The organism is Photobacterium sp. TY1-4 (genome assembly GCF_025398175.1).
In the GTDB taxonomy this organism is placed as follows: Bacteria; Pseudomonadota; Gammaproteobacteria; order Enterobacterales; family Vibrionaceae; genus Photobacterium.
In genome coordinates this window covers 2,530,296-2,556,999 of sequence record NZ_CP099734.1, presented here as the reverse complement: position 1 = coordinate 2,556,999, position 26,704 = coordinate 2,530,296, and the positions used below count along the sequence as shown (strand labels likewise).

Here is a 26,704-nt window from a genome sequence, read left to right as displayed (position 1 = left end):
TTGTGCCTTGCACTGAAAGAAAAACTTAATGGAAGGGGCGTCATTGAGTCGTCCCTGATTCTCTTGATAACAGACTGAATAACAACGAATTTTTCCTCAGCTTCTCCACGAATATTTCCCTGTGCGGTTTTCTCACTTCTAAGATTGATTGCATCCTTTCTGTGACCTCATTTCCCGGTTTTCCACGCTGGCCTATACTTATTTACATATCTATCAGCTCGTATTTGTGGTTCGGGGAATGATATGAAAAGAGCAACGCTTGCACTATTTTGCGCTGGTATTTTTGCCGGCATGACGAGCCTGTCGACATGTGCGGCTGATCGCGTCGGCGGGCAGTCGGTGGCTCGCCAATCGCCTCAGGCAGCTCAGAAACAGACATCTCAGCAACAGATGTCGGAGACCCAGGCTCCTCAAATGAAGGCACCGCAAACCAAGGCATCGCAAACATCCGCCCAGAATGCATCTGCTGCCAATTCGACATCGACTGCGGCAACTCAAGCTGGGAGCACAGGCAAAGCCGCAGGGATTGATACGGCGATGGCTGCGTCGGCAGGTGGGATCACTGCCACGGTATTAGCAGTTGGTGTGGCGGCTTTAGTGGTCGGTGTCGCTGTTTCGGATACCGGTGGTGGCGATGATCCGGCACCACCGGTAACGGCTCAGGCGGAATAGCCCCCAAGCAGTCACGCGCAATCTGTAACCTGAAGTGATGCGTGAATATCACTTCAACGATGGACAGGCGCGTCTATAGATAGGCGCGTCGTTACACTTGTTTGCCTTTCACCAATTTTCTCACCCACATCCGGCCCGGATGGAGCGCATCTAACACGCTATTCGGCAGAGGTAACGGGTCTCCACAGATTTGCGAGGCGAGCAGCTCTCCCAACAGCGGCGCTGAACTTAACCCGCGGGAGCCCAAACCAATCAGGGCATACAGGTTCGGGCATACCGGCACTGGCGCTGCTGTGTCTTGTTGGGTTTTCAGGTCGGCATATTGCGAAAGCAGTGGCTCGTACTGGCAGACATCGCCGACAAACGGCAAATGATCCCGGCTGGCACAGCGCACAGCAGCCCGGGCTTGGTTCTCGTCCATATCGATGGTTTGCGGCCATTCAACACCCGGCAGGCAGTTGACCAGGCGTTGTTTGTTGTCCGCATGCTCTGACGGACAAAAGCTGAGATCCGTGCTGCCCCGGCGGTAGCTGGCGCCGATACAGTGGCTTTGGGAGGCCGGATTTGCCGGGGTCAGGTAGCCGTCGTAACACAGAACGGTTTTGAGCTGCGAGAGCGCTGGGTTGGTCGGGATATGACTCACCTGGCCCCGGACCGAGTAGGCCGGGATCTGGCTGGTTTGCGGGAAGTCCTCAAAACGATGGCCATTGGCGACGATCACAGTATCGTGTTGAAAACGTGCTTCATCGGCAATCAGCGTCCATTGTTTTTCGGCTGAGGCAGCGTCAACCGGATCGCTGCGCTCGAGTTGACGGATCTCGGTGTTGGTCTTGAGGGTGAGATGACCACTTTCACTTGCCAGTTCGATCAAGGCCCGGGTCAACGCCTGCGGGCACAGCCAACCCCCTAACGGATAGTTCACACTGGTGTGGCCGGTTTCGACGCCGGTGACGGTTTGGGTTTGGTCCTCATCCAAAAATCGGATCAGCGTGTCCGGGAAACCGCCTTCCAGCATTTTTCCCAGTTTTTTTTGTGCATTGTCGTCCCAGGCCAGCTGCGTGACGCCGCACCAGTCATGGGCAAAGGTTTTGTGCTGCGCCGCTTGTTCGACAAACTGCCGGGCATACAAAAATGCCGGGGCAAAAAAGCGCGACAGGGGATCGTTCGAGCCATTGAGTAGGGGATAAACTGCCCCCTGGCGATTGCCGGAAGCCCCTTTTGCCGGGAGCGGGTCGGCACAGTAGAGTGTTACATCGACGCCGCGTCGGGTCAGCGCGAGCGCGGTGGTGGCCGAGCCAATCCCGCCCCCGATAATCGCCAAGTCTTGCGGCTGGTCGGCACGTTTGCGGGCATACCAGGGCTTGAAGTAGGCAGAGTGTCGGCGTTGGGTCATGGTGCCGGCCAGCATGTCTCGCTTAGTACCGAATCCTTTGACTTTCTTCATGTCGAAACCGGCTTCAATCAGGCCGCGGCGGACAAATCCGGCGGCGGTGAAGGTTGCGGTGGTACAACCTTCCCGTGCCAGTTTGGCCATGCCGTCAAAGAGATTCTGGTTCCACATTTCCGGGTTTTTGCTTGGGGCAAAACCGTCTAAAAACCAGGCGTCCACGATCCCGTCATCATTGGTCCATACTTGTGGCATACAGTCTTTAATGTCGCCGAACCAGAGATCCAGGGTGATCAGGCCATTTTCCAGCACAATCCGGTGGCAGTCCGCCACAGCTGGTGGATAGTGCGCATGCAGCTGCTCTGCCAAATCTGCCAGCTCCGGCCAGGACGCATGCGCTTTGATTAAATCGTCACGCGTCACCGGAAATTTTTCAAAACTGATGAAATGCAGTGCTTGGGTCGCGGCATCCGGGTTTGCCTGGCGAAAGGCCTTAAACCATTGCCACACGGCCAGGAAGTTCAGGCCAGTGCCAAAACCGGTCTCAGCAATCACGAATCGGCGACGCGTCGAGGTTTCCCAGCGTTGCGGGAGTCCGTTCTGGTGGAGAAATACGTAGCGTGTTTCTTCTAAGCCATTGGCATTTGAGAAATAAACATCGTCAAAGTCATTGGAGACCGGGGTACCGGATGAATTCCAGTCAAGAACGGCATTTTCAATGCGATGGGGAGACTGCTCGGACAAGGGGAAACCTCATGTAGTGCTGTAACAAGGGTCGGTCATGGTCCGTGAATGCCTGATAAGCGATTGATTCGCGAGCAATGACCGATCAAACAGATGATCTTGGTGCTGATTGTACCGTTTGCCGGGAAAGCTGACCACTTTCCCGAGATAAACCCGTTATGATCAGCATCGTTAAATGACAGTAGGAATTCATCATGAAACGAGCCGTAATTACAGGCATGGGTATTGTATCCAGCATCGGTAACAATGTGAAAGAGGTGCTGGAGTCTCTGAAAGCCGGTAAATCCGGTATTAATTTCTCCGAACAGTTTGCGGAAATGAAGTTGCGCAGCAATGTTTGGGGTGATTTGAAAATGAACCCGTCTGAGCATATCGACCGTAAAAAAATGCGTTTCATGGGCGATGCAGCAGCATTTGCGTATTTGTCTATGGAGCAGGCAATTGAAGACGCCGGTCTTACTGAAGAACAAGTTTCCAATGATCGTACCGGCCTGGTTGCAGGCTCGGGCGGTGCATCCTCGCAAAACCAAATCGCAGCGGTGGATATCCTGCGCGAGAAAGGCGTGAAGCGTGTGGGTCCTTATATGGTCCCGCGTACCATGTCTTCAACCGTGTCAGCCTGTCTGGCGACACCGTTTAAAATTCGTGGCGTGAACTACACCATGAGTTCAGCCTGTGCGACGTCTGCACACTGTATTGGCCATGCGCTGGAGCTGATCCAACTGGGTAAACAAGATGTTGTTTTTGCCGGTGGCGGTGAAGAGCTGGATTGGACCCTGACCATGATGTTCGATGCGATGGGCGCGTTGTCGACCAAGTACAACGATGATCCGTCGAAAGCGTCCCGAACCTATGATGCCGATCGTGATGGCTTCGTGATCTCTGGTGGCGGCGGCATGCTGGTGGTTGAAGAGCTGGAGCATGCGCTGGCACGCGGTGCGAAAATCTACGGCGAAATCGTCGGCTACGGCGCGACCTCCGATGGCTACGACATGGTGGCACCATCAGGTGAAGGTGCGGTGCGTTGTATGAAGATGGCGATGCAGGATCTGGATGCGCCAATCGACTACATCAACACCCACGGAACTTCAACGCCGGTCGGTGATGTGAAAGAGCTGGGCGCGATCCAGGAAATCTTCGGTGACAACAGCCCGGCGATTTCTGCGACCAAGGCCATGACCGGCCACGCCCTGGGTGCTGCGGGTGTGCATGAGGCGATTTACTCAACGCTGATGCTGGAGCACGGTTTTGTCGCCCCGAGCATCAACATCGAGAATCTGGATCCGGCAGCGGATGGTTTGGATATTGTGACGGAAACTCGAGAGCAAGCGCTGAAGACCGTGATGTCGAACAGCTTTGGTTTCGGTGGTACCAATGCCACGCTGGTGATTAAGAAGTACGAAGGCTAATGGGTCACCGCGACAACAATTCGCGGTCACAATTGTCAGAGGCGAGATTCAATCAGGGAAAACATTCCCAGCGCTCGACAGTAGGATCTCGTCTCTGCGCATGACTTTTGTCATTTTTCCGGGAGTGGCACTGGCTAATGGACAGTTCTAAGATGGCTTTGCAGAGACTTCAAAGACCGATCCGGTTAACCAGTGCCGAAAACAGACGCGGCACTTGTTGGTGTGAATAGTATTTTCTTTTGCGGGAGCTGTCTATTGCACTGGCAGGTGTTTTTATTCCTGGAATTTTTTACCCGGCTCAATGCCGGGTTTTTTTATACGGGTCGTTCGGGACAGGCAGCGGCTTCACATTAATGGCTGGCGTAACGTTGGCCCAGTCCCTCAACAGGCTTGTACTTTCCCGGGCAACTCAATACTATTTTGACACTTTTTTTCTTATTGCCGCCGCCACGTGAGCTATCGCCGCGCAGGCCGCAATTGTCGCGAGAGCTGTCATTGCCGCGACGCTACAGGAACGGACCCATGAAAATCCTCATTGATGAAAATATGCCGTATGCGCTCGACCTGTTCAGCCAGCTTGGCGAGGTGATTGCCAAACCCGGCCGCACCCTGACTGCTGATGACTTGGTGGATATCGATGCGCTGATGATTCGCTCGGTCACCAAAGTGAATGCTGACTTACTGTCGAAGGCAAACCGACTGCGTTTTGTCGGTACAGCGACGGCAGGACAGGACCATGTCGACCAGGCATTGTTGGCGCAAAAGGGGATCACCTTTACTGCAGCGCCGGGATGCAACAAGGTGGGTGTGGCTGAGTATGTGCTGAGCAGCCTGATGGTGCTGGGCCAGCAGCAGGGCTTTTCTATTTTTGATAAAACGGTGGGGATCATCGGTGCGGGCAATGTCGGCAGTTACCTGGCGAAATGTCTGGACGCGCTGGGGATCCGCTACCTGCTCAATGATCCGCTGAAAGCCGAACAGGGCGACAGCCGGGCATTTCACTCGCTGGAAGCGCTACAGCAGCAGTGTGACATTATCACCATGCATACGCCGCTCACCCGTGACGGCGCATACCCGACCTATCACCTGGTGGATGAAGCGTTTTTGCAGCAGCTGAAGCCCGGCGCGATTTTGATCAATGCAGCTCGTGGCCCTGTGGTCGATAACACCGCGTTGAAAGTTGCGCTTCAACAAGCGCAGACCGGGGAAGGCAGAGCCCTGACCGCTGTGCTGGATGTGTTTGAGCAAGAGCCGTTGGTGGATCTTGAATTGCTGCCGTTGCTGGCGTTTGCGACCCCACATGTGGCGGGCTACGGGCTCGAAGGCAAGGCTCGGGGAACGACCATGGTCTTTAACCGTTATTGCGAGTTCTTAGATCAGGGACAGCCGGTATCTGCTGCCAGTCTGTTGCCGGAAGCGCCGTTGCCGCAGGTGGCTCTCAGTCGCGCCTGGCAGGAAGAGACCCTGTTTCGCCTGATTCAGCTCGTCTATGATGTGCGTCGGGACGATGGGTTATTCCGCCGCGAAATGACTGCCGCAGGAGAGAATACTGCCCGGATGGCCTCGGCCTTCGATCAAATGCGGAAAAATTACTGGGATCGGCGCGAATACAGTGCGATTACAGTAGCCGGACAGGCCGGTTTTGGGTTAGAGTCGCTGGCTAATTTAGGTTTTACAGTTGAGGAAACGCCATGAGTCAGGAATTTGATGTTGCCGTTCTGGGCGCCACTGGTGCCGTGGGCGAAACGATCGTCGAGGTTTTAGAATCGCGTGATTTTCCGGTTCGCAATCTCTATTTACTGGCTTCGGAACGTAGCGCGGGTAAAACGCTGCGCTTTAAGGGTAAAAGCGTTCGTGTAACCAACGTCGAAGACTTTGACTGGAGTCAGGTTCAGTTGGCGCTGTTCTCGGCCGGCGCAGAAGCGTCTGCACACTGGGCGCCGATTGCGGCGGATCACGGCGTGGTGGTGATCGACAACACCTCACAGTTCCGCTACGACTACGATGTTCCGTTGGTGGTGCCGGAAGTGAACCCGCACGCGCTGGCGGATTACCGTAACCGGAATATCATAGCCAACCCGAACTGCTCGACGATTCAGATGCTGGTGGCCCTCAAGCCAATCCATGATGCGTACGGCATTGAGCGCATTAATGTTGCCACGTATCAGTCGGTCTCCGGCTCTGGAAAGAAAGGGGTTGATGAGCTTGCCGGACAGACTGCGAAGCTGTTGAACGGCTTGCCGGCAGAAAATAAAGCGTATGACAAGCAGATTGCGTTTAACTGCCTGCCGCATATCGATGACTTTATGGATAACGGCTACACCAAAGAAGAGATGAAAATGGTGTGGGAAACCCAGAAGATCCTCGGCGATGACAATATCCGCGTGAATCCGACCTGTGTTCGGGTGCCGGTCTTTTATGGTCACGCGGAAGCCGTACATGTCGAAACCTGCCAGCCGGTTCATATCGAAGAAGCGATTAGCCTGCTGGAAAATGCCGAAGGGGTGGAACTCTTCCACGGTAACGATTATCCGACTCAGGTCAGCGATGCGACCGGGAAAGATCACGTCATGGTCGCCCGGATCCGGGAAGACATCAGTCATCCGTGTGGGCTGAACATGTGGGTTGTGGCCGACAACGTCCGCAAAGGCGCTGCGACGAACAGCGTGCAGATTGCCGAAAAGCTGATTGCAGAATACCTGTAATGGATTTTGGTGCGGCTCATCCTGCCTTTCGGTAGGATGGGCCGTATTTATTTTTACTCAGCGCAATACCAGAACACGCAGAGCGGTTCGTCTTTCGAATTAGGCAGCATCCCTCATTTACCGTTCAAGAGTCTTGATGAATGGCCGATAGATTCATTATGCTTAGCGCCATAACTTCGAAGCTCGACGCGACTTTTTCGATACTCGAAACCAATTTCTCATCTCTGCCAGAGAGGACAGCAGGCAGTGTCTGACTTATCGACTATGATCAAACGTTTTATTTTACCGGTCGTCATTGCCGGAGCCGCCCTTCAGATGCCCTTGTCAGCCCATGCGGTGCGTATTATCGGCCCATCCGAAGATGAAGTGCGCGCAGCTTCGACTGAGCCTGCTCAATCTTTTGCGTCGAGCCAGAATACCATCAATCGCTACGGTCCGACCGGGAGTAATGAAACCCTGTGGTCGATCGCCTCTCGTTACCGTCCGAATAACCAGGTCTCTATTTATCAGGTCATTGGTGCCATTCACCGGGCGAATCCACAGGCATTTGAGCAGAATAATATCCACGGTCTGATCCCGGGAAGTGTGCTGAGAATACCGTCTTTAGCCCAGATCCGTCAGGAAGATTTGGACAGTGTACGGCGTCGTCTGGATGCCGATCAGCGCCGCCAGGTACGCCAGTCGGCGACGCCTGCGACTTCGGTTTCCAGAACACCGCCACCAAGAACTCAGACACCAAGTGCACCGGCGCCAAGCGCCACTGCGCCGGCACCGACCGTTGTGGCGAACCCACAACCCAAACCGCAAGTTGCCATTCAGGAGCAGGTGACGCAGGCGGCCCCGGTCACACCGGCGGCCACATCGGTACAAACGGCAAGTAAAACGGCCCAAGCGGCCAGCGCGACTGATAAGGGAGGCATTCCCGCGAAGCCGACTGCGTTGCAGACGCAACTGGATGCCTCTGATGTGCAGATGACCAAGCTGGTGGAGAGTAACCACTTGCTGCGCGTTCGCCTGGCAGAAATGCAGCATGAGGTCAGTGCGCTCAAAGATCAGATCAGCAACGACGAGCAACTGCGCGATGAAATCCTCAATTTTATTCAGCAACAGAAATCGCAACCGGTCGCACCGGTGGTGCCTGAAACCTCCTGGATGGATGACTTGGTCGCTAATCCATGGGCCATGGCTGCTGCTGCGTTTGTGCCTGGCGCCCTGATTGCCGGCGCGATTGCATTTTTCATGATGCGTCGTAAAGAAGAAGATGACGATGTGAAATCGCTGGAAGGCCCGCAAGCGCAGGAACCGGCAATTCCGGCCCCGCCGAAAGGGGACGCTGAGGCGATCCCGGAGCTGGATAGCGACAAGCAAGACGTTGATGATCTGTTCGCCGGGGATGATTCTCTGTTCGATGATCCGGAAACTAGTCTGTTCGGGCCGGAGCATGATGGCAATTCGTCGGGTGAGCCGGATGATTTACTTGACCTGTCCGCCGATGGTCATGATGACTTTGAAATTGAAAGTGGCCTGACGCCAAGCAGCATCTCGGTGAAAGGAGATGAAGAAGCGATTGGACTCCAGGATATGGAGCGGGCGCTGGATGAGATTGAACAGTCCTCGGAGCCAAGTTCGGACGAAGCGCTGGCAGCCATGTGGGAGCAGTCCCTGCAGGGCGATGATGATGACGACGACAGTTTTGATCTGGCGGATGCGGAACTGGCCGATGATGCTGACAAAGATATTGAGGATGGGTTGCTGGACCAGTCCATCCTGGATGATTTGTTGAGCGAAGCCGGCGGGTTAACGGATGATCTTCCGGATGATGAACCGACTGAGGCAACAAAGCCTGAAGCGGCAACGGCTCAAGTGGTGGATCAGGATGAACTGGACTCCTTGTTTGAGACGGTCGGGTTGGATGAGCCGGCCCCTGAACCGACGCAAGTGCAAGTTGATGAGCCTGAGGAGCAAGCGCAGCAGGCTGCCGTCGACCAGGCACTGGCTGATGCAGACGCGCTGTTTGCCGTAGAAGAGCATGCGCTGCCGGAAGAGGAGCTGGACGCACTGTTTGATGCAAACAGTACGGCGTTGCTGGATGAATTTATAGACGATGATGAGCTCAATACCCCGGATATTGAGCTGGAAGAGAACAGTACGGCATTACTCGATGAGCTCCTTGGGGATGACGAGGATACTTTCAATCGGGCCGATATTGCGATTGATGAAAACAGTACCGCGCTGCTTGATGAACTGGTTGCGGACGAGGAAGACAGTGACGAGAGTCGTATTGATGTCGCGGATATTGAGACTGAAGATGAGCTGGCTCTGAACCTGGATGAGGTTGTCATTGATGAAAACAGCACCGATCTGTTGGATGACATTCTCGCGCAACAGGGACATCAGCCACAAACCGCTCAACCGCCTCAGACGACATCGGAAGGCAGCGAGCCGTTTGAGCCTGCAGAACGGTTGGATTCTGTCTTAGAATCCGATTTCGCTGATGATGTCAATTTGAGCGCCGATGCGCCGATGTCAGCGGCGACTGAACCCGCGGTTGCCGACCCGGCCGTCGACGCGTTGCTGTTTGATGATCCGGAATTTGAACCTGCGGACACTTCAACTGACGGGCATGAGCTGGATGCTTCACGCGATGCAGATTTCCCGGACACACACGAGACGGGGTTTGCGGATGCGCTGCATGAAGCACTGAATGAGCAGCAGGCTGAGTCCGTCGCAGACGTTGAAGCTATTGCAGACGTTGAAGCCATTCCAGACGTTGAAGCTATTGCAGACGTTGAAGCCATTCCAGACGTTGAAGCTATTGCAGACGTTGATGACGCTATTGCAGGCGTTGAACCTGCGGCAGACGTACAAGATGAAGATATTGATGCGCTGCTTGCGGATGTACAAGAGTTGGTCGATGCATCTGAGCCTGATGAAACATTGGCGTTCGATGAAGAAGCTGCCCTGGCCGAGTCTGAGCCTGATGTTGAGTTGGAGCCGGAAGCTGAGTTTGAGCCGGAAGCTGAGCCAGAGCCAGAGCCAGAACCGGAAGCAGAGCCTGAGCTGAATGAAGCACCGTCGCCCGTTGAACCGGCCGCTGAGTCGACACCGGACCCGGATGCGCTCGCTGAGCCGGCGCATGAGTTAGCGTCGGATGCGCCGCTGAACCTGGAAGATTGGCCGGCGTTCGATGAAGAAGCTGCCCTAGCCGAGTCTGAGCCTGAAGTTGAGTTGGAGCCGGAAGCTGAGCCAGAGCCGGAAGCAGGGCCAGAGCTGAATGAAGCACCGTCGCCCGTTGAACCAGCCGTTGTGCCGACACCGGATCCGGATGTGCTCTCTGAACCGGCGCATGAGTTAGCGTCGGATGCGCCGCTGAACCCGGAAGATTGGCCGGAGTTCGATGAAGAAGCGGCCCTGGCCGAGTCTGAGCCTGAAGTTGAGTTGGAGCCGGAAGCAGAGCCTGAGCTGAATGAAGCACCGTCGTCAGTTGAACCGGCCGCTGAGTCGACACCGGACCTGGATGCGCTCGCCGAGCCGGCGCATGAGTCAGCGTCGGATGCGCCGCTGAATCTGGAAGATTGGCCGGCGTTTGATGAAGAAGCGGCCCTGGCCGAGTCTGAGCCGGAAGTCGAGCCTGAGCTGAATGAACCAGCCGTTGCGCCGACACCGGACCCGGATGCGTTCGAGCCTGACTCTGAGACTGAGCTAGAGGCGGAAGCGCCGCTGAATCTGAGTGAGCCATTGGTTTCCGAGGATGCCGTGACCGCGGCTGAGCCGGAAGACACATTGTTGCAGGAGCCTGAATCAGAGTCTGAGTCTGCACGTGATGAGCCGACACCGGAGGAACTGGTGTTGGCCGCAGAAGAAGCCATGGGGGATGCTGCGTCCTCAGAGCCGCGCTACTCAATTCATGGTGAGCAACAGATTGAATTTGAAACCATTGATCCGGCCAGCATTGCTGAGTTCAGCGAAGATGATGCGCTGCAGGCCTCGTTTGATGAACAAATGGCGTTGGATCAGTATCATACGGGCGCCCAAGAGTCGGCGGCTGCATCGGCTCCGGCGTCAGCGCCGGCTCATCAGGCTTCCGGGAAGACGACATCGCCGAATGATGCTCAGGTCCCGGCGGATATGTTTGATGATGAGCTGGTTGATACGGCCGGGCTCGATATGGCTGCACTGCTCAGTGATCCGGACGAACAGGTTACGGATGACAGTTTTGATAATGACAGCGTCGACAATGAAAGCTTTGAAGATGATAGCTTTGAAGGTGATAGCTTTGAAAATGATCAGTTTGTCGGCATGGATGTCGCAACTGCGGACAGTTTGTTGGCTGAGCAGGCACGGGATGAAGCCGTTGCAGCAGAGCGTTCGGCAGCGACGAATCCCTCAGAAAGTGAAGCTTTAGCACCTGCAGGGTTCGAACATACCGGGGATGAAAATGCGCGTCCACATCGTGAAGCGGAGGCGCCAGGACAGCAACCACTGTCGGCTGCCGAATCAACCACTGTTGAACAGCATGAGCAAGGCCAGCAGGATGAGCAAGATGCTGAGCGGGATCAGCTCTGGTCATCTGCGCTTGACGACGATGCCCTGGCCTCAGAAATGTATCCGGAGGAGGATGCGGAGATCTGGGCAGCCAGCAATCCGGATCCGGAGCTGGAAACGGAAGACTGGGCAGAGCAACCACAAATGGATATTGATGATGTGGCTGCATTTGATCCGGAGTTTCTGTTGGCAGAAGCGGATTCAGAAGTATTGACTGATGCGACGGGGGAGAGCGAGTTGGTCGATGATCCGGAGCCGGCACCGTCGTATATCAGTATCGATGAACTGATGAAAGACATGGAAGCCGACGCTCCGGAAGAGATTGAAGAGCAGCCGCTGGATCTGAATGTTGGCCTCGATGAGTTTCCGGATATTCTGAATAATGTTGCTGATATTGATGTCGACAGCCAGGGGGAATATGCCAGCAAACTGGACTTGGCTAAGGCATATCTGGAGATGAATGATCGCGAAGGGGCGCAGGGGCTGTTGGAAGATATTGCTGGTAATGGCGATGCCCAGAGCCAGAAAGAAGCACAAATCCTGCTACAAAAAATGAGTCGTTAAACGGTCATCATTATCCTGGGACAGGGCCCTCATTCGGAGGGCCCGAGTCCCGGCCGTGAATCCCCCCTCGAAACCTGCCCGCTTTTTCCCTATAATTCCGCATCTCGATTAACCGGCCTGTGATGCCGACAGACAGTAAGAACGAAGTAGATGATGCGCGTAGCTTTAGGCATTGAGTATGATGGGGCCAAGTATTATGGCTGGCAGCGTCAGCGTGATGTTGACAGTGTTCAGGAGCGGCTTGAGAAAGCGCTCAGTAAAATAGCCAATCACCCGGTTGAAGTACAATGCGCCGGTCGAACCGATGCCGGTGTACATGGGACGGGCCAGGTGGTCCATTTTGAAACCCATGTCGCGCGGAAGATGGTTGCCTGGACCATGGGTGCCAATGCAAATCTCCCTAAAGATATTGCCGTGCGGTGGGCCGTTGAAGTAAATGAGGACTTTCATGCCCGCTTTAGCGCGACAGCACGTCGGTACCGCTACATCATCTATAATCATGCACTGCGACCTGCGATTTTGGGCGCCGGCGTCAGCCATTATCACGGCGAACTCGATGTAGAGAAGATGCACGAGGCCGGTCAGTACCTGCTTGGTGAGAATGACTTCACATCCTTTCGAGCCGTGTATTGTCAATCCCTGAGTCCTTGGCGTAATCTGATGCACCTGAACGTTTCCCGTCAGGGGCACTATGTGGTGATTGATATCAAGGCCAATGCCTTTGTCCATCATATGGTGCGGAACATCACCGGCAGCCTGATCAAAGTGGGCCGCGGTGAAGAGAAGCCGGAATGGATGAAATGGCTGTTAGCACAGAAAGACCGGACCCTCGCCGGAGCCACGGCAAAAGCGGAGGGCTTGTATCTGGTAGAAGTGGACTACCCGCAAGCGTTCGGGATCCCGAAAGCGCCGATTGGACCGCTGTTTCTGCCGGACTGAATGCTGGGATCGGCCCTGAGACGTTCAGGGCCGATATTAGGAGCAATCGCCTAATATCAACTAGTACAACCAGTTTTTTATCTACAGCCAGACAACTTTGTGCTTTAATTCCACCTCGGTAAAATTTAACGAATTTGTAATTCTCTGCGAGTGCGCGGGGATATGAAAAAGATGAAAGGTCATTCATGAGCTGGCTTGAAAAGATCCTCACGAAAAGCAATATTGTTTCCTCACGTAAAGCGTCTATCCCGGAAGGGGTATGGACCAAGTGTACTTCATGTGAGCAAGTGCTTTATCACGCGGAACTGGAACGTAATCTGGAAGTCTGTCCGAAGTGTGATCACCACATGCGCATGAAAGCGCGTCGCCGCCTGGAAACGTTCCTGGATGCCGAAGGCCAGGTCGAAATTGCAGGTGAGATGGAGCCGCAGGACAAGCTGAAATTCCGCGATTCCAAAAAATATAAAGATCGTCTCTCTGCTGCCCAAAAAAGCAGCGGTGAAAAAGATGCCCTGATTGTGATGAAAGGCACCTTGCTGTCGCAGCCGCTGGTTGCCTGTGCTTTTGAATTCTCATTTATGGGGGGCTCGATGGGCTCTGTCGTCGGGGCAAAGTTTGTTCGCGCAGTAGATGAAGCCATCGCGAACAACTGTGCTTTGGTATGTTTCTCGGCCAGTGGTGGCGCCCGTATGCAGGAAGCGCTGATGTCGCTGATGCAGATGGCGAAAACCAGTGCTGCCCTGGAGCGCCTGTCTGCCAAAGGCCTGCCGTTTTTCTCCGTCCTGACCGACCCGACCATGGGCGGCGTGTCTGCCAGTCTGGCGATGCTGGGCGATATCAACATTGGTGAGCCGAAGGCCCTGATTGGCTTTGCCGGTCAGCGCGTGATTGAGCAAACCGTGCGTGAGAAACTGCCGGAAGGTTTCCAACGCAGTGAGTTCCTGCTTGAGCATGGCGCCATCGATATGATTGTCGACCGTCGTGAGATGCGCCAGCGTATCGGCGGCCTGGTGGCGAAAATGACTCAGTCCCCATCACCGATGGTGGTGCCGGTGATCCAGCCGGAAACTGTGGTTGTTGAAGACGAAGCCAATGCTAACGCCAACGCCCCTCAAGAAGAAAGCGGCCAGGAAAAAGAGTAATTTTTGCTGACCGTCTTGCGCCGGTGTCTTCTGACCCGGCGTAAACATGCAAACCGGTGCGCGTTTCCCACAAATTATTCGTCGGTTTGCATGAACTTCCTCCCGATTCAGTGGTAAAGTCCCCTTCACAGTGATTTATTAGAACGATAAAGAATGTCCGGACTGACAGCACCACAAGCAACCGATTCATTAGCCGACTGGCTGACCTATTTAGAAAACCTCCATACCAGCGCCATCGATCTCGGATTAGACCGTGCCATGGCCGTTGCCCGTCGCGGTGATCTCACCAAACCTGCGCCGCGGGTGATCACCGTTGCCGGAACTAATGGCAAGGGCTCCACCTGCGCGATTCTTGAAGCAATTTTACGCGAAGCCGGCTATCGCGTCGGGGTGTACAGCTCGCCGCATTTGGTGCGTTATAACGAGCGGGTACGGATTAACGGCCAGGAGTTGGCAGATAGCGAGCACAGTCGCGCTTTTGCATCGATTGAGCAGTATCGCGAAGACACCAGTCTGAGCCTGTTTGAGTTCGGTACCCTGGCGGCCCTGGCGCTGTTCCGGACCCATCAGGTGGAGGTGGCGATTCTGGAAGTCGGGCTTGGCGGACGCTTGGATGCGACCAATATCGTCGATCACGACGTCTCCGTGATCACCAGCCTGGCGGTCGACCATGTTGACTGGTTGGGGGACGACATTGAAGTGATCGGGTATGAAAAAGCCGGAATTTTCCGCACCGACAAACCTGCCGTGTGCGGTCAGCCGAATCCGCCGGCCAGTGTGCCGGCCCATGCCGATGATATTGGTGCCCAGCTGTATCAGGTCGGTTATCAGTTTGACTACCAGCAACACAACGGCGGTTGGGACTGGCAGTGCGGTGCGTTTGATTTGAAGAACTTGCCGTTGCCGTCTTTGCCGCTGCCGAATGCGGCCACCGCTCTGATGGCGTTGGGCGTGGCAGAGCTTGAGATCAGTGATGAGCATATTGCTGCCGGGTTGGCCAAAGCCAATTTACCGGGACGTATGGAGCGGGTGTCGGAATCCCCGCTGGTGATCATGGATGTGGCGCATAACCCGCACTCGGCCCAGTATTTTGCGCAGCAGCTGGCGGTAATTCAGCAGCGCGAACAAAAGCAGCGGATCCACGCTGTGGTCGCGATGCTGCATGACAAAGACATTGCGGCAACGGTTGCCGAATTGAAGTCGGTCGTTGATGTCTGGTACCCCGCTTCGCTCCAAGGCCCGCGGGCAGCCTCGGCGGATGAGATTGTCCGGCATCTGGCAGGGCAGACCTATCAGGCTTGTCAGACGCCGGAACAGGCTTATGACACAGCGCTGACACAGGCGACTGAAGCGGATATGGTAATCGTGTTTGGCTCGTTTTACACTGTCGGTCAGATTTCCAGCCATATTGCAGCAACACAGGAGTAGACGTGGCAAGTAAATTCCAAAGTCGGTTGGTCGGGACCATTATTCTGGTCGCGATCGGGGTGATTTTTCTGCCGGACCTGTTCGACGGGAAGAAACAGCATTATCAGGAGCAGTTTGCCAGTATCCCGCTTCAGCCGGAAATGGAAGCGGCCGTAGAATATGAGACTATTCCGGAGCCTGAATTTGCGGAAATAGAGCTGCCGCCGGATCCGGTAACCGTGGTGATTGAGGACGAGTCTGCAGCGGCGGATGCACCGTTACAGGTTGCCCCGCAGCCGGTTCAGGCACCGAAAGCCGGTAACCAGGAGAGCGGCTGGGTGGTACAGCTCGGGGTGTTCCGTCAGTTTGACAACGCTCATCAGCTGGTTGCGACGTTACGGGATGCCGGTTACCAGGCCCATGTATTTCCCAAGAAGCCCAAACCGGGGGATTTGGCCCGGGTGGTTGTCGGACCGGATCTCTCGAAAGACAAGCTGTCTACCCAGATCAAAGAATTGGAAAAATTAACGGGCCTGAAAGGTCAGTTGCTCAGATTTAACCCACTAAACCCTTAGGTAAACGTTTGCGTTCTCATTTTTTCTGTTAGAATACGCACCAACAAGACGAATACAACAAATGATGATCTGGATAGATTACGTAATTTTAGGCGTCATCGGCTTCTCGGCACTGGTCAGTCTGATCCGTGGTTTTGTCAAAGAAGCCTTATCACTTGTGATTTGGTTTGCCGCCTTTTTTATTGCCAGTAATTTTTACACTGAGCTGGCGGCATTCTTCACCAATATTCAAGATGAGATGCTACGCAAAGGTAGCGCCATCGCCGCATTGTTTATTGCGACTCTGGTTGTCGGGGCCGTGGTGAACTATGTGATAGGACAGTTAGTCCAGAAGACCGGCCTGTCAGGGACGGATCGGGTTCTGGGTGTGGTCTTTGGGGGAGTGCGCGGGGTCCTGATTGTGTCGGCCCTGTTGTTCTTCATCGACGCCTTTACCGGGTTTTCGGATGCTGACTGGTGGAAAGAGTCGCAGCTGATCCCGCAATTTGGTGTGGTGATCGAGTGGTTCTTCACTTACCTCAAAGAAACATCAAGCTTTTTGCCCGGTGCATTCTAGTATCGGAAATCAGGCAGTTGACTGATGGTGTCTTGAATCAGCGGGGATCCGGGCAACTGGGTTCCCGCTGAATATTAAGGACAGCGTCAAACTGCTATCATTGCACTTAATGCGTGACGAGGATTTAGGACATGTGTGGTATTGTCGGAATCGTGGGTTCATCCCCGGTCAACCAGTCTATCTATGATGCACTGACTGTGCTACAGCATCGCGGCCAGGATGCTGCCGGTATTGTTACCCTGGAGAGCAATCGTTTCCGTCTGCGAAAAGCAAATGGATTGGTGCGGGATGTGTTTGAAGCCAGACACATGCAGCGCCTGCAGGGTGAGGTGGGAATTGGCCATGTCCGTTACCCGACGGCCGGTAGTTCAAGTGCATCGGAGGCACAGCCGTTTTATGTCAACTCGCCTTATGGTCTGGCGCTGGCGCATAACGGTAACCTGACCAATGCAGCCGAAATCAGAGAAACCTTGTTTGAACAGACCAAACGTCATGTCAATACAACTTCTGATTCAGAAATCCTCCTGAATGTGCTGGCTAGTCAGCTCGAAAAAGCCCCCTCTTATCCAATCACTCCCGCCGAAATTTTTGCCGCCATTCGTGAAGTGCATCGGATCGTCAAAGGTGCCTACGCTGTCGTCGCCATGCTGATCGGTCATGGCATTATGGCCTTTCGTGATCCGAACGGTATTCGCCCGCTGTGTCTGGGCAAGCGGGAAGTGGAAGGAAAGATTGAGTACATGGTGGCATCGGAATCTGTCGCCCTGGATGCGGTCGGTTTTGACTTCGTCCGTGATGTCGCGCCTGGAGAGGCTGTATATATTACTTTCGACGGCGAGCTGTTCACGGAGCAATGTGCGGATAACCCGCTGCTGACCCCATGTATTTTCGAGTTTGTTTACTTTGCTCGCCCGGACTCCTTTATTGATAAAGTGTCCGTTTACGGTGCCCGGGTCCGCATGGGTGTGAAGTTGGGTGAAAAAATCAAACGGGACTGGGAAGATTTGGACATTGATGTCGTGATCCCAATTCCGGAAACCTCCACTGACAGTGCGCTGGAGATCGCCCGGACGCTGGACAAGCCGTATCGCCAGGGATTTGTGAAGAACCGTTATGTCGGCCGGACCTTTATCATGCCGGGTCAGCAGATGCGCCGCAAATCGGTACGCCGCAAGCTGAATGCCATTCGCTCTGAGTTCAAGGACAAGCGTGTGCTGTTGGTGGATGACTCGATTGTGCGCGGGACTACGTCAGAGCAGATTATCGAAATGGCCCGTGAAGCCGGCGCAAAGAAAGTCTATCTGGCCTCTGCGGCGCCGGAAGTTCGTTTCCCGAACGTTTACGGCATTGATATGCCAAGTGCCAATGAGTTGATCGCCCATGGCCGCGAAGTGGATGAGATCTGCAAGATGATCGGTGCTGATGGTCTGATTTTCCAGGATCTGGACGATCTGGTGGCAGCGGTTTCCGAAGGCAATCCGGATATCACTCAATTCGAGAGTTCGGTCTTTAACGGCACGTATGTCACCGGGGACGTCAGCCAGCAGTATCTGGAATACCTGGAAACGCTGCGCAGTGAAGACTCGAAAATTCAGCGTGAAATCCAGCAGGATCTGGCCAACCTTGAACTGCACAATGAAGACGCTTAAGGCGGTTACAGAACGGCTAACGTGCTGCTGCTGGCCTTGAAGTCGGTCTGAGAAGCAACACTGGGAAAAAGCGAGAGGGAGCACCTCTCGCTTTTTTTGTTGTTGAAGTGTTTTGTGGAGATGCGGTACGCGCGCAGATTGTGTTGCAATCTTTTGTAACGCTAGCATCTAGCATCTAGCATCTAGCATCTAGCATCTAGCATCTAGCGCTAGTGGCTGAACTGTGGCCCCAGCCCCATATTCCACAAGATGACTGAGCTGACGATGATCGATACCAGCAACACCAGGCCACAGGTTACAATCGAGCTGGCATAGATGAATCCGCGCTCTTCCGGAATATGCATCAGAATCGGTACCCCGGTATAGAGCAGGTAGACCGAGTAGGCAATCCCGATTAGGCCGGCAATCATTAAAAACCATACCTGCGGATAGATCGCCGCAATACTGGTCATAAAGAGCGGCGTTGCCGTATAGGCGGCCAGCTCGACTGCCTGCGTGAAGGTTGGCGTTGAACCGAACGTGTGGCTCATCCAGTAGGTTAGGTAGGCGAGGGCGAACACTCCGGCGATTAAAGCAAAGTACATCGCAACGCTCATGCCCAGCGCACTGCCCTGAGTCAGGTAAATCGGCTCACCGACCCCGATCCGCCAGCCGATAAAGACGCTGGAAATAAACGCAAAAATCGGGGGAAGCAAGGCAATCAGCAAAATATGCGATAAGCTGCTTTGAAACCCTTCGTGTTCCTTGTCAATGGTGCGCCACTCTTGTTTCGGATGTGTATATAGCCCGAATAAATGTCCCAGAATCATAACGTTTCCTCATTCCTCAGCGCATTCATGCGCATCATAAGGTTATTGTTCCCAAGAACACGTCTCACTTGTTCCGTGTGTGCTCTGTTGTCAAACCGAACAGAAATCTACTGTCCTGAATGCCTGGGTTCGTTGTGACGGCGGGTCGCCGGGTGGAGCAGGCAAAAATTGCTCTATTCGGTCTATTAACGTTTAGTCTGGGTTGACAGGCTTGGCAAGAAATTCACCTGTCGTTTCACGGGCTTTCCCTGGGTTGACTTGTACGGCTCAGAGCTTGAAATAGCTGCTGGCGAACTCGATAAACAACCGCAACTTTTCCGGTTGATAATCGCGGTGGTTGTACATCAGGTAAACATCACGGGGGTTTTCCGACCAGTTTTGCAGAATCTGGACCAGCTCACCGGATGCAATATATTTCTCCAGCATCACATCCGGCATCAGGGTGATCCCCAGGCCGCTGACGCAGGCTTTACGGACCACATTGAGTTGGTTGGCTTCAAAGCGTCCTCGTTCACTGATGGTCACCGTTTCACCATTGTGGTCGGTCAGGCGCCAGCGCATCAAGGGACGTCCTTTGAGCAGCGAATGCTGAGAGAGATCCTGGGCATGCTTCGGCTCCGGCTGGTGGGCCAGGTAGTCCGGACTGGCGACCAGAATATCTTTCACGCTACTGATCCGCCGGGCGATGAGCGTCGAATCCCGCTGCGGCCCGACACGGAAAATAATATCCCAGTCGGTCGGATCCAGCTGTTCCGGCTCGTTGCTCATTTGCAGCACAATGCTGATCGCCGGGTGTTCGCGCATAAAGGCGTTGAGCATCGGCTGAAGCATGACCTTGGTCAGATTGGAAGGGGCGGCGATTTTCAGCTTACCGGCCGCGCCTTTACATTCCTCGCTGATATGCTCGGTGGTGTCGACCAGCTGCTGGAGCAGCGGGCTACAGTCATCATAGAATTTCTGCCCGGCCTCAGTCAGAGACAGTTTACGGGCGTGGCGGTTGAGCAAGCGAATACTTAAACACTCTTCCAGCGCCTGAATGCGTCGGGTCAGGGTAGCGACAGGCACTTGGGTTTTTCGAGAGGCGGCAGTGTAGCTGCCATGTTCAACCACCAGGCGGAACAGGTTCAGATCATCAAGCTTCATAGGTTACAGCAGCTGAAATTAAACAAATGAGAATTGTATAACAAACTGGGTCTAAAAATGTCATTATCATTAGATGATTTGCTGTAAGTCAAAATCCATTCAGAGTCGCTATCGAGAACGGCTTGCGACAAATTCATGACGCAAAGTTTGATATGGTTTGCATAACCCAATAAATTCCGCCCCGGATACAGTGATCCTTGTGACGGAGCATCAATTCCGACCTATGCTTTTGATAGGTTCATTTGCTGACCGGGGTTTCATGCGCACTTCTCCAGACAATTCCGCTAACTCGCCTGACACCACTCAGGATGCGACTCATCATCACTCATGGAGGGCACAGACTTTGCTTGAGGATAAAGATGTTCTTGTCGTTGAAGATGATCCTGTATTTCGCAGTATGCTTACCGGCTTTTTGAGAAGCCAGGGCTGCCATGTGCGTGAAGCCGAAGATGGTCTGGAAGGATTACGGGCTTTGCGGGACAACATCCCCGATGTTTTGCTGTGTGATTTGGCGATGCCTGTGCTGACCGGCATGGAGTTCGTTGAAGAGGTCTCGGTCCAGTATCCCATGGTGCCGGTGATTGTGATTTCCGGGACCGGGGATATGGCGGATGTAGCGACGGCGTTACGCCATGGCGTGAAAGATTTTCTGATCAAGCCGCTGGATAATATCATGGTGCTCAAATCAGCCATTTTATCTGTGTTGCGTACAGAGGATTCGATTGCCGACAACCGGGATTTTGCCAGCCAGTGGTTTGAGGTTGGGGGAGATAGCGCTGGCATTGATGAAGAGTTGGAATGGCATATCGAGGAGCTGAAAGCGAATCCGAAAGCGGCGAGAGAGTTACTCTTGGGATTGATGCCGGACACTGAGTCGCAATTGGGGGATTGGCAGCTCAGCTATTGCGTATTGCAGTCGGCCGATGTGCAGCCGGTGTTGCTCGATTACACCTGGTTGATTGATGGCAGACTGGCGTTTTACCTGGTGGATTCTTCATCAGACACCGAAAACGGCACGGCAACCACCTTGCTGATCCGGGCATTTTTCAATGATTATCTGCGTACCCGGATGGCCGATGAGCGGGATATCCGCGGTTTATTGCGCCTGATTGAGCAGGGGATGAAACATTCGGGTTATGCATCCCCCATTCGGGCCCTGTTCGGGATATTTGATGCCTGCGATAAAAGCCTGAGTGTAACCTCTACCGGATTGGCGGCTGTCCTGCAAACCAGTGACGATCGGAAGGAGATTGTCGCTCAACCCTGGCTCGGGACCCAGGCTTATCAAAACGATACCATTGAATTACAGCTGTCTGAGTCGGGCGGACGCCTGTCGCTCAGTGAAATTGGCGCAGCCAGTTTTAGTCTGATCATCAAACGATGTGGGTTTTAGGATCAGTGTATAGCTGATAACCGGGCGCCTGTTTCACCTCCGGCGTTTTTATTCAAATATGATTTATCCTACTTTGCTAAAGTACGATCGAAAAAGCGGAGCCCAGGGGCTCCGCTTTGCTTATTCCAGCGGCGTCATGGCACGGCGGCTACGCCAGAAATGGTTTATGCTTTGGCTGGCTGAGGCTCAGCGCCTTCAAGCACAGCTTGATCGATTTTACCTTCAGCGCCGTGCATCCAGCGGATCAGTTGGTTCGACAGCAGGAGCAGTACAAGCCCGGAAATCCCTGCTGCGATGGCGATGCCGCTAAAAATGGCCATTGGACCGGCTTCACCGACTTGCGCGCCAATGATCCCGGCGACGTAGTTGGCGACGGCATTAAACCCGAACCAAACACCCATCATCAACGACGCCAGGCGAAGTGGTGCCAGTTTGGTCACCATCGACAGGCCGATTGGCGACAGGCACAGCTCACCCATAGTATGGAAGAAGTAGGCGGCGATAATCCACAACATGGACGTTTTCGCGGTGAGGTCCCCCCCTTGCTGCATCACGGCGCCCATCATAAAGACGAAACCAATTGCCAGCATAAACAGGGCCATCGCAAACTTAACCGGCGAGCTCGGCTCTTTCGGGCCCATTTTCACCCACAGTGAGGCCAGCACCGGCGCCATCGTGATGATGAATAACGGGTTCAGTGACTGGAACCAGGCCGTCGGGACTTCAAAGCTGCCAATCATGCGGTCAGCATATTCCTGGGTGTAGATGCTCATCAGGCCGCCTGCTTGTTCAAAGCCGGCCCAGAAAACCACGACAAACAAACCCATGATCATGATCACTTTCAGACGGTCGATTTCCTTTTTGGTCAGGGGCTCTTTTTTGCCGGATGCGTTCATGTTTGCCGCACGTTTGGCCGCAGGCACCTTCCCGATATCGCCCAGCAGGCGCTCCGCAAAAATCATTTGTGTGATCAGACTGATCACCATCCCGATCCCTGCAGCAACAAAGCCGGCTTTCCAGCCATAAGCGGTAGATGCAGAACCTGCGACAATACCAGCCAAGAGCGCGCCCAGGTTGATCCCCATGTAGAAAATCGTAAATGCGCCGTCGCGACGGTTATCCCCTTCCTGGTAAAGATCGCCGACCATGGTTGAAATGTTTGGCTTGAACATGCCATTACCGATAATCAGCAGGCCAAGGCCCAGGTAAAACGCGGTGACGGCGTGCGGGTCGACCATGCTATTTGGCAGGGCGAGCGTAAACTGGCCCAAAGCCATCAGCACACCGCCGATAATGATTGAGCGACGTTGGCCCAGGAAGTTATCAGCGATCCAGCCCCCGATCAGCGGGGTGATGTAGACCAGGCCGGTATAAATCCCGTAAAGGCTTAAGGCTTCCTGGGTTGTCCATCCCAGCCCGCCATTGATGGTTTTATCTGTGAGATACAGGACCAAGATGGCACGCATGGCGTAGTAGGAGAATCGCTCCCACAGCTCGGTGCCAAACAGCAAAAATAACCCTTTCGGATGTCCTAACAGGGTACCACTATTTCCATTGTTCATGATTTTACTCTGTAATCCATTGTCAGTGTGTTTGCAAATTTGGCCTATTTTATAATCTACAAACTTTTAAACTGCAAACTTTTACAAAATCAGAACAATTTATTATCGATATAAGTAATTGATCTATAAGTAAGTGAGCAAAATGCACTCAAAAGTGAAATCTTAGGTTTAAAGGTTTGAGTTGGTTTTATTTGCTGCAGTTGCAGTTATTTTTGGGGTTATATGTCGATTTAATATTGATTCTTTGGTTGATAATGGTTGTCGATCGATTTTTTTCATATTTGTTACATTTCTCGAGGCGAGTGTGGCACACGAAGGTGGGGATTTTATGTGTATGATTGCATCGATTCAGGCCTGATGACGCTTCAATTTTTTTTGTTGTGTGAGCGTGTGCTGGCCATGGCTGAAGAGAGTCTAAGCTCCGGCGACTCGCTGTGAAGCCCGTCGTGCGATTTCGAATTCTGCACCTTGAGGTTGTTTCGGTATATAATCTTGGAGTTTGGCGTCAATGAAAAAGAGAAGCAGATGAAAGATTGGTACCTTCTATATTGTAAGCGTAGTGAGCAGGAGCGCGCCGTGATCAATCTTGATCGCCAAAGTGTTGAATGTTACTACCCGCAGGTTACGGTGCAGAAGATTGTTCGGGGAAAGCGCACGGAAAGTTGTGAGCCGTTATTCCCCGGTTATATGTTTGTCTACTTTGATCCGGAAGAGGTCAGCTACACGACCATTCGTTCGACCCGCGGGGTTGCCAATTTCATCAGTCAGGGTGCCAAACCGCAAATCGTGCAGCCGGATATCATCTATGGGTTGATGATGAATGAAAATTGCGAGGAGCATCAGGCCAAACTGTCCAGTTTGCCGCAACCGGGTGAGAGCCTGAAGCTGACGCAGGGCCAGTTTAAAGGCATTGAAGCGATTTATCAGGAGCCGGATGGCGAAAAACGATCTTTTATGTTGATTAATTTGCTGGGCAAGCCGGTGAAAGTCAGCGTTCAGAATGAAGATATCGTGAAGAAATAACGCGGCATGTTTACATGGGGCTGAGCGGTCGCTACTTTGCCGGTGGTTTGATATAGTTTGCCCGAATCTTGATTAATGGAATAAAAAATGCCTACAACTTCCCCTGTCCGTAAAGCGGTGATCCCAGTTGCTGGTCTGGGTACCCGGATGCTGCCTGCAACCAAGGCTATTCCGAAGGAAATGCTGCCGATTGTCGACAAGCCGCTGATTCAGTATGTGGTGAATGAGTGTGTGGCGGCCGGTATTAAAGAGATTGTGCTGGTCACCCATTCATCAAAAAACTCGATTGAAAACCATTTTGATACTTCCTTTGAACTGGAAGCCACGCTGGAGAAGCGGGTGAAGCGCCAGTTGTTGGAAGAAGTACAAAGTATTTGTCCGAAGGATGTCACCATCATGCATGTCCGTCAGGGACAGGCGAAAGGTCTCGGCCATGCCGTGTTGTGTGCGTATCCGCTGATTGGCGATGAGCCGTTTGCGGTGGTGTTGCCGGATGTGATCCTTGATGATGTTGCCAGCGACCTGCGGCAGGAAAATATGGCAGCCATGGTGAAAGCCTTTGCTGAAACCGGGATCAGCCAGGTAATGGTTGAACCGGTGCCGATGTCTGAAGTGTCCAGTTATGGTGTTGCAGATGTCAATGGCAGCGAGTTGCACCCGGGCGAAACTGCAGCGATGACCAAGGTTGTCGAAAAGCCTGCAGTAGAAGAGGCACCATCAAACCTGGTGATCGTCGGTCGTTACGTGCTGCCGGCTGAAATCTGGAAGTTGCTGGCGCGAACGCCGGTCGGTGCCGGGGATGAAATTCAGCTGACCGATGCGATTGATATGCTGATGGAATCGACCCAAGTGAATGCGTTCCATATGTCCGGTAAGAGCCATGATTGCGGCAGCAAGCTGGGTTATATGCAAGCCTTTGTTGACTACGGTATGCGTCACGAGACGCTAGGTGAAGATTTTACCGATTACCTTAAGAGCGTGGTGAAAAGTCTGTAATGGCTTGGAGCAATGCTGGTGGAAGGAAACTTTAGCTTCGGACCACTGCCACCTTGTACCGTACTGAATACAAGACCGTCGTTGGTGTTCTCTGGCGGTACCGGGAGATTAAAAAAGCGAAAGGGAGACCTTTCGCTTTTATTGTATGTGTGTGCGTGATTGATCGTTTGCTCAGCGTTCAAGTATGGGGTGAGCGCCCATCAATCTTCGCTGTGGTATTGCTCGCAGGCCAGCATGGTGTTTTCGATCAGGGTAGCGACTGTCATCGGGCCAACGCCGCCCGGAACCGGGGTGATATGACGGGCTTTTTCACGAGCGATGTCATATTCGACATCGCCGACCAGTTTGCCGTTATCCAGACGGTTAATGCCGACATCCAGCACAGTTGCACCGGCTTTGATCCAGTCGCCCGGGATAAAGTTTGGTTTACCCACGGCAACGACCAGAATATCGGCCTGGCGAACATGCTGCTCCAGATTTTGGGTAAAACGATGACAAGTGGTGGTGGTCGCACCGGCCAGTAGCAGCTCCAGCGTCATTGGTCGGCCAACAATATTGGACGCGCCGACAATCACCGCATGTTTGCCGCGAACCGGAATATTGTAACGATCCAGTAGGGTCATGACCCCTTTTGGGGTGCAAGAACGAAGTTTCGGGATCCGCTGACACAGACGACCGACGTTGTACGGGTGGAAACCATCCACGTCTTTCTCCGGATCGATTCGCTCTAAAACCTTAGTTGCATCGATCCCGGCTGGGAGCGGTAACTGAACCAAAATCCCGTCAATACTTTGATCGGCATTGAGCTCATCGATCAATGCCAGCAGCTCAGTTTCGCTGGTGGTCGACGGAAGGTCGAACGATTTCGAGGTAAAGCCGACTTCATCACAGGCTTTGCGCTTGCTGCCGACATAAATTTGCGACGCAGGGTCATCCCCGACAAGGACAACGGCAAGCCCAGGGGCACGCAACCCAGCTTCGGTTCTCGCTTTTACCCGTGCAGCAACTTCTTGACGAACAGTTTGTGAGATCAGTTTTCCATCAATAATTTGAGCGGCCATGTTTATCCTTTGAGCTGTTAATAACTGAGCGGCGTTATTGTCGCAGAGAATAGAGAACAGGTCTAGCGCAAACGTTTGCTTTTTGGTTTTTGCTGGAATGATGCCAATATGGCAACGGGGCTGCCGGCGTGATGCGTGCTGTCATTGTTACAAAATAAAGCCTGGCGCAGCTGATGAGCGCAGGGTTTCAATTTCGTGAATTGAATCAAATTGTTGCTCCTTTAACCGCTTGTGCGCATCGAGCGGTAAATTCAAGGAAAAAGCGTTGACGTGGGAGACGGGCAACGTATAATCCCGTCCCGTAACTTTTGTTACACACTCCGCGCGCCCTTAGCTCAGTTGGATAGAGCACGTGCCTTCTAAGCATGTGGTCACAGGTTCGAATCCTGTAGGGCGTGCCATTCTTCTAAAGCCCCGATAAGC

19 protein-coding genes and 1 tRNA gene are annotated in these 26,704 nt (G+C 53.5%); 15 read left to right on the top strand and 5 right to left on the bottom strand.

Annotation, left to right across the window (positions count from 1 at the left end; all coding sequences use genetic code 11):
- Positions 1–243: 243 nt before the first annotated feature.
- Positions 244–672: a hypothetical protein gene (locus NH461_RS11935; RefSeq protein ID WP_261600567.1), complete on the top strand. Its 429-nt coding sequence runs from the start codon at positions 244–246 to the stop codon at positions 670–672.
- A gap of 91 nt (positions 673–763) precedes the next feature.
- Here NH461_RS11935 and mnmC read toward each other — a convergent pair whose 3' ends face one another.
- Entirely contained in the window at positions 764–2,803 is a 2,040-nt protein-coding gene (mnmC, locus tag NH461_RS11930; protein ID WP_261600566.1) for a bifunctional tRNA (5-methylaminomethyl-2-thiouridine)(34)-methyltransferase MnmD/FAD-dependent 5-carboxymethylaminomethyl-2-thiouridine(34) oxidoreductase MnmC, read from the bottom strand.
- A gap of 194 nt (positions 2,804–2,997) precedes the next feature.
- Between mnmC and fabB the strand changes: the two genes are divergently transcribed.
- From fabB to purF, 10 genes are all read left to right on the top strand, one after another.
- Positions 2,998–4,212, top strand: coding sequence for a beta-ketoacyl-ACP synthase I (fabB, locus tag NH461_RS11925; RefSeq protein ID WP_261600565.1), 1,215 nt, complete (start codon positions 2,998–3,000; stop codon positions 4,210–4,212).
- Between the two features lie 522 nt (positions 4,213–4,734).
- Positions 4,735–5,907 carry a 4-phosphoerythronate dehydrogenase gene (locus NH461_RS11920; RefSeq protein WP_261600564.1) on the top strand — a complete coding sequence of 391 codons (1,173 nt, stop codon included), beginning with the start codon at positions 4,735–4,737 and terminating at the stop codon, positions 5,905–5,907.
- The gene (locus NH461_RS11915) at positions 5,904–6,917 is read left to right on the top strand and encodes an aspartate-semialdehyde dehydrogenase (protein WP_261600563.1); all 1,014 of its coding nucleotides are present in this window, start codon (positions 5,904–5,906) and stop codon (positions 6,915–6,917) included. The genes NH461_RS11920 and NH461_RS11915 overlap by 4 nt, the downstream gene beginning before the upstream one ends.
- Before the next feature lie 246 nt (positions 6,918–7,163).
- Positions 7,164–12,026 carry a FimV/HubP family polar landmark protein gene (locus NH461_RS11910; protein ID WP_261600562.1) on the top strand — a complete coding sequence of 1,621 codons (4,863 nt, stop codon included), beginning with the start codon at positions 7,164–7,166 and terminating at the stop codon, positions 12,024–12,026.
- 153 nt (positions 12,027–12,179) lie between these two features.
- Positions 12,180–12,965, top strand: coding sequence for a tRNA pseudouridine(38-40) synthase TruA (truA, locus tag NH461_RS11905; RefSeq protein ID WP_261602896.1), 786 nt, complete (start codon positions 12,180–12,182; stop codon positions 12,963–12,965).
- A 185-nt stretch (positions 12,966–13,150) separates the two neighbouring features.
- On the top strand, positions 13,151–14,107 hold the full coding sequence (gene accD, locus NH461_RS11900; RefSeq protein ID WP_261600561.1) for an acetyl-CoA carboxylase, carboxyltransferase subunit beta: 957 nt from the start codon (positions 13,151–13,153) through the stop codon (positions 14,105–14,107).
- A 153-nt stretch (positions 14,108–14,260) separates the two neighbouring features.
- The gene (gene folC / locus NH461_RS11895; protein WP_261600560.1) at positions 14,261–15,535 is read left to right on the top strand and encodes a bifunctional tetrahydrofolate synthase/dihydrofolate synthase; all 1,275 of its coding nucleotides are present in this window, start codon (positions 14,261–14,263) and stop codon (positions 15,533–15,535) included.
- A gap of 2 nt (positions 15,536–15,537) precedes the next feature.
- Complete coding sequence (locus tag NH461_RS11890; RefSeq protein ID WP_261600559.1) at positions 15,538–16,089, top strand: SPOR domain-containing protein; 552 nt, start codon at positions 15,538–15,540, stop codon at positions 16,087–16,089.
- Positions 16,090–16,153: 64 nt separating this feature from the next.
- Entirely contained in the window at positions 16,154–16,645 is a 492-nt protein-coding gene (locus tag NH461_RS11885; protein ID WP_261602895.1) for a CvpA family protein, read from the top strand.
- A 131-nt stretch (positions 16,646–16,776) separates the two neighbouring features.
- Entirely contained in the window at positions 16,777–18,294 is a 1,518-nt protein-coding gene (gene purF / locus NH461_RS11880; RefSeq protein WP_261600558.1) for an amidophosphoribosyltransferase, read from the top strand.
- A 209-nt stretch (positions 18,295–18,503) separates the two neighbouring features.
- Here the strand turns inward: purF and NH461_RS11875 are convergent, their stop codons facing one another.
- Positions 18,504–19,103 (bottom strand): Yip1 family protein, encoded by a 600-nt coding sequence (locus tag NH461_RS11875; RefSeq protein ID WP_261600557.1) that lies wholly within the window; start codon positions 19,101–19,103, stop codon positions 18,504–18,506.
- Positions 19,104–19,370: 267 nt separating this feature from the next.
- Positions 19,371–20,246 carry a LysR family transcriptional regulator gene (locus NH461_RS11870; RefSeq protein ID WP_261600556.1) on the bottom strand — a complete coding sequence of 292 codons (876 nt, stop codon included), beginning with the start codon at positions 20,244–20,246 and terminating at the stop codon, positions 19,371–19,373.
- 343 nt (positions 20,247–20,589) lie between these two features.
- On the opposite strand from NH461_RS11870, the gene NH461_RS11865 reads away from it, so the two are divergent.
- Positions 20,590–21,639: a response regulator gene (locus NH461_RS11865; protein WP_261600555.1), complete on the top strand. Its 1,050-nt coding sequence runs from the start codon at positions 20,590–20,592 to the stop codon at positions 21,637–21,639.
- 164 nt (positions 21,640–21,803) lie between these two features.
- Here the strand turns inward: NH461_RS11865 and NH461_RS11860 are convergent, their stop codons facing one another.
- Positions 21,804–23,201, bottom strand: a complete 1,398-nt coding sequence (locus NH461_RS11860) for a peptide MFS transporter (RefSeq protein ID WP_261600554.1) — start codon at positions 23,199–23,201, stop codon at positions 21,804–21,806.
- Positions 23,202–23,726: 525 nt separating this feature from the next.
- Here NH461_RS11860 and rfaH point away from each other — a divergent pair.
- On the top strand, positions 23,727–24,224 hold the full coding sequence (rfaH, locus tag NH461_RS11855) for a transcription/translation regulatory transformer protein RfaH (RefSeq protein ID WP_261600553.1): 498 nt from the start codon (positions 23,727–23,729) through the stop codon (positions 24,222–24,224).
- Positions 24,225–24,311: 87 nt separating this feature from the next.
- Positions 24,312–25,220, top strand: coding sequence for a UTP--glucose-1-phosphate uridylyltransferase GalU (galU, locus tag NH461_RS11850; RefSeq protein WP_261600552.1), 909 nt, complete (start codon positions 24,312–24,314; stop codon positions 25,218–25,220).
- A gap of 200 nt (positions 25,221–25,420) precedes the next feature.
- On the opposite strand, the gene folD is transcribed toward galU, so the two are convergent.
- The gene (gene folD, locus NH461_RS11845; RefSeq protein ID WP_261600551.1) at positions 25,421–26,281 is read right to left on the bottom strand and encodes a bifunctional methylenetetrahydrofolate dehydrogenase/methenyltetrahydrofolate cyclohydrolase FolD; all 861 of its coding nucleotides are present in this window, start codon (positions 26,279–26,281) and stop codon (positions 25,421–25,423) included.
- A gap of 324 nt (positions 26,282–26,605) precedes the next feature.
- Here folD and NH461_RS11840 point away from each other — a divergent pair.
- Positions 26,606–26,682: transfer RNA gene (locus tag NH461_RS11840), tRNA-Arg, on the top strand.
- Positions 26,683–26,704 lie beyond the last annotated feature (22 nt).